A 1,146-nucleotide genomic window follows, 5' to 3' on the forward strand; every position below is an offset into this window, starting at 1 on the left:
TGGACTGTACAGGAGTGAGTATGCTGGCATAAGTAGCGAGAAATAAGTGAGAATCTTATTGGTCGAAAACCTAAGGTTTCCTGAGGAAGGTTCGTCCACTCAGGGTTAGTCGGGACCTAAGCCGAGGCCGAAAGGCGTAGGTGATGGACAATCGGTTGATATTCCGATACCACCAGTAACGTTATTAGAGATGGGGTGACGCAGAAGGATAAGATGTGCACACTATTGGATGTGTGTCTAAGCATTTAGGCAGATTAAATAGGCAAATCCGTTTAATCAATGCTAAGGTGTTATAGGGAGCGAAATTTTAGTAGCGAAGTATCTGATTTCATGCTGCCAAGAAAAGCCTCTATCGAGGAAACTGGTGCCCGTACCGCAAACCGACACAGGTAGGTGAGGAGAGAATCCTAAGACCAGCGGAAGAATTGTTGTCAAGGAACTAGGCAAATTGACCCCGTAACTTTGGGAGAAGGGGTGCCTACTTAACAGTAGGTCGCAGTGAATAGGCCCAAACAACTGTTTAGCAAAAACACAGGTCTCTGCTAAAGCGAAAGCTGAAGTATAGGGGCTGACGCCTGCCCGGTGCTGGAAGGTTAAGGGAATCACTTAGCGTAAGCAAAGGTGTGAACTTAAGCCCCAGTAAACGGCGGCCGTAACTATAACGGTCCTAAGGTAGCGAAATTCCTTGTCGGGTAAGTTCCGACCCGCACGAAAGGCGTAATGATTTGGGCACTGTCTCGACAACAAATCCGGCGAAATTGTAGTGCAAGTGAAGATGCTTGCTACCCGCGATAGGACGGAAAGACCCCGTAGAGCTTTACTGCAGCTTATCATTGAGTTTCGGTATTGTCTGTACAGGATAGGTGGGAGACTAAGAAATCTAGGCGTCAGCTTAGATGGAGTCATCCTTGGGATACCACCCTGATAGTACTGAGATTCTAACCGGAGGCCATGAAACTGGTCACGGGACATTGTTAGGCGGGCAGTTTGACTGGGGCGGTCGCCTCCTAAAAAGTAACGGAGGCGCCCAAAGGTTCCCTCAGTGCGGTTGGAAACCGCGCGTAGAGTGCAAAGGCAGAAGGGAGCCTGACTGCGACACATACAGGTGGAGCAGAGACGAAAGTCGGGCTTAGTGATCCGGTGGTA

General features: G+C 49.2%; 1 rRNA gene. It reads left to right on the plus strand.

Annotated elements, in window-relative coordinates:
* Positions 1–1,146, plus strand: a 23S ribosomal RNA gene (locus tag CLOACE_RS11610); the annotation flags it as partial.

This window comes from Clostridium acetireducens DSM 10703, from assembly GCF_001758365.1.
GTDB classification, from domain to species: Bacteria; Bacillota; Clostridia; order Clostridiales; family Clostridiaceae; genus Clostridium_C; species Clostridium_C acetireducens.